The organism is Candidatus Regiella insecticola LSR1, from assembly GCF_000143625.1.
Taxonomy (GTDB): domain Bacteria; phylum Pseudomonadota; class Gammaproteobacteria; order Enterobacterales; family Enterobacteriaceae; genus Regiella; species Regiella insecticola.
Map to the genome: position 1 here is coordinate 2,158 of NZ_GL379618.1, position 2,522 is coordinate 4,679.

Here is a 2,522-nt window from a genome sequence, read left to right on the forward strand (position 1 = left end):
CAGCTAATATATTGGCTGCAATGGATATATCAGCAGGTAACGTTTCTGCTGCTTGAGTTTTAGTTTGAATACTTTCAATAAAGGCAGTTTTAATTCTCTTATCCCACACAGTCATTCATTTCATCCATTTAGTAAATTAATTATGGGCTCATGCTACGAGCACCCACCCGAAATACCTTAGAGCCTACTCTAAATCTCTTGTACTCGCTGATACTTTAGGCTTCTTGCAATAACCTACTGTGTGGTGTGAATTTCTGCATTATATACCCTTCGCCTTTCAAGTTACGGCGGCGTTGGCAGCGATCACTCATCCTCTGTCATGTACTATCTGTACACTCCTGAAGTTCGATTGATTGCCACCTTGCCGTAACTCGAAATTCATTGGGTATACGCTCATCGGTCGGTCGCCCTAGCAGCCGAAGGCAACTTCAAGGGCTGGCGGTATAAATTCCACATTACACGGAACCCACTATCTTCATGGCTCTCACCTCTTGTACGCTGCACACTCTACTTTGGGCTTCTAGGCGGCTTTCACACCCCAAGATTTTTTAAAGTTCCTCTCCGTTTTTTACAGGGATAAACTCGCCTTGATAGTATTGTAACCATGGTAATTTGCGGTTAATCACACAGTCACTTGTAACACTTAAATGGCCAGTCATTCCTGACAGTTGAAAGCTAGGAATTTGGCGTATTTCATCAAAATACTGCGCTAATACCCAGGCATCCATTCCCATAGCGTACAAACGTATCAAAGAATAATCATTGTCATACTTAGCCTCTGCCTGCTTCATTAATGAAGGATTTGACCCCGCTATCAGTGGAATTTCACTAAATTGCACCCCTTCCATTTCTAAACGATTATCGTAATTAATATTAGCCTGATTGCTACGTGAGCTAGCGAACAACGCAGGTTTAGCAGATGATTCATTTATCATATCAATCATAGATTTAATTAATATTATTTCTTCTGGTTTTGCCACAATATAAACGGCATCGACATAATTACTGGCGATAGTAGCAGGGATCCCTCGCTGAGCACCCCTGGATTCAGCAGTACGAGATAATTGCAACTCTGTTGAAAGCGGCATAGCATTATTAAAAGGTTTAGTTTGGTCAAAGTTTATCGCTTTTTTCAGCTCATCAACCGACCCAAATCGCTGTTGTAAAACAGATCCACCGCCTATTTTCTGCCATTCCTGAATAAAAGCTTTAGTAATACGATCACCAAAGTTTCCTCGTGGAATAATCAGTAATGGCTTTCTCATTTTTCGCTGCCATAGATGATGTGCCGCATCACGTGCTTCATCTGTTGGTGATAAAGAAAAATAACAAATATTGGGATGACTTTCATTTTTTTCAGTTTGATTTAACGCCAATATATTCAATGTTGTCGGAATTTTTGATAATTGTGCTACCTCTGGCTTAAGTAATGGCCCGATCACTAATGTAGCCCCGTCTTGCTGCGCTTGAATCAGTAATGATGAAATAGATTGTTTTTTAGTATCATACACTTTTATAAGCGAGGAAAGCGGTTGTGTAACGCTTAATTCAGAGGCGATTATTGGCTTCTCTTCTGTGTTTAAATTGTCTAGATTCGCCTGATCACTGTCTGGAATCGGTATTGACAATGATTCACTCTGGGCGGCGAAAAAACCTTGTTTAATCGCCTCACCAAAGATTTTGGTTGAACCACTCAGTGGTAGTAATAGCGCAATTTTAGTTATTGAAGCCTGAACAAAAGCAACCTTCCTTTTTAATGGGGTCGGAAGTTCTTTAGCCGCTGGATGATGAGGATAAAGGGTTTGCCAGTTTTCGATCTCTATTTTTAGTCGATTTTCATATTGTTGTCTATCGTGATAGAGGCGAGTTAAATCAAGCCAGCCCTGTAACACTACTTCATCAGGATTAATTATTAAATCGTTGAGTGATTGGGGAGTAAATTTCGTCAGAGCCAACCAGGTACTATCGATATTATCTTGATGATCTGTTCTATCTTTAAGTAGCGGCTCTTGAGAAATGTAACCACGAATGAGGCGTAATTTTCTGTCTGATTTGTTATTATCTTGGTTGTTTTTCTTTTGTCGTCCGGTATCAGTAATTATTTTGTTCTGTAGCGTTGATGGGGGCGGCATTTGTGGGGCATAGCCAGTACAACCTACCAAGATAAAAATCATCGCGATAACGGTAACAAAAATTTTAGCCTGATTATCAATATAAACGAAAGTGCGAACAAATTTTGAGGAAAGCATAACTGTATCCAGTAATGTTTTTTCAAGACGGCTAATATTAAAGCGATAATACGAATGAAACAATAGCGCCTTTTATAATGGCTATGAAGGATAAAATTTCTGAGAGCCCGCTCTAATTTTTTTGTGTTCAAAAATGCAAAGATGAAAAAAAATGGGAAAAAAAGCGCAGTTTACATAAAGAAAATGAGCATTTTTCACCTTTTAATCCATCATAATGTACTTCTTTGTAAACTTTATGTGCGGCGCTTCGCGAGCGCACTTAACTACAGACCC

The 2,522-nt window shown here is 39.4% G+C and carries 1 protein-coding gene and 1 pseudogene; both read right to left on the reverse strand.

The window, feature by feature from the left end; all coding sequences use genetic code 11:
• Positions 1-115: pseudogene (locus tag REG_RS14835) on the reverse strand (hypothetical protein); the annotation flags it as partial.
• Positions 116-548: 433 nt separating this feature from the next.
• Positions 549-2,312, reverse strand: a complete 1,764-nt coding sequence (locus REG_RS08135; RefSeq protein ID WP_039908079.1) for a penicillin-binding protein activator — start codon at positions 2,310-2,312, stop codon at positions 549-551.
• Positions 2,313-2,522 lie beyond the last annotated feature (210 nt).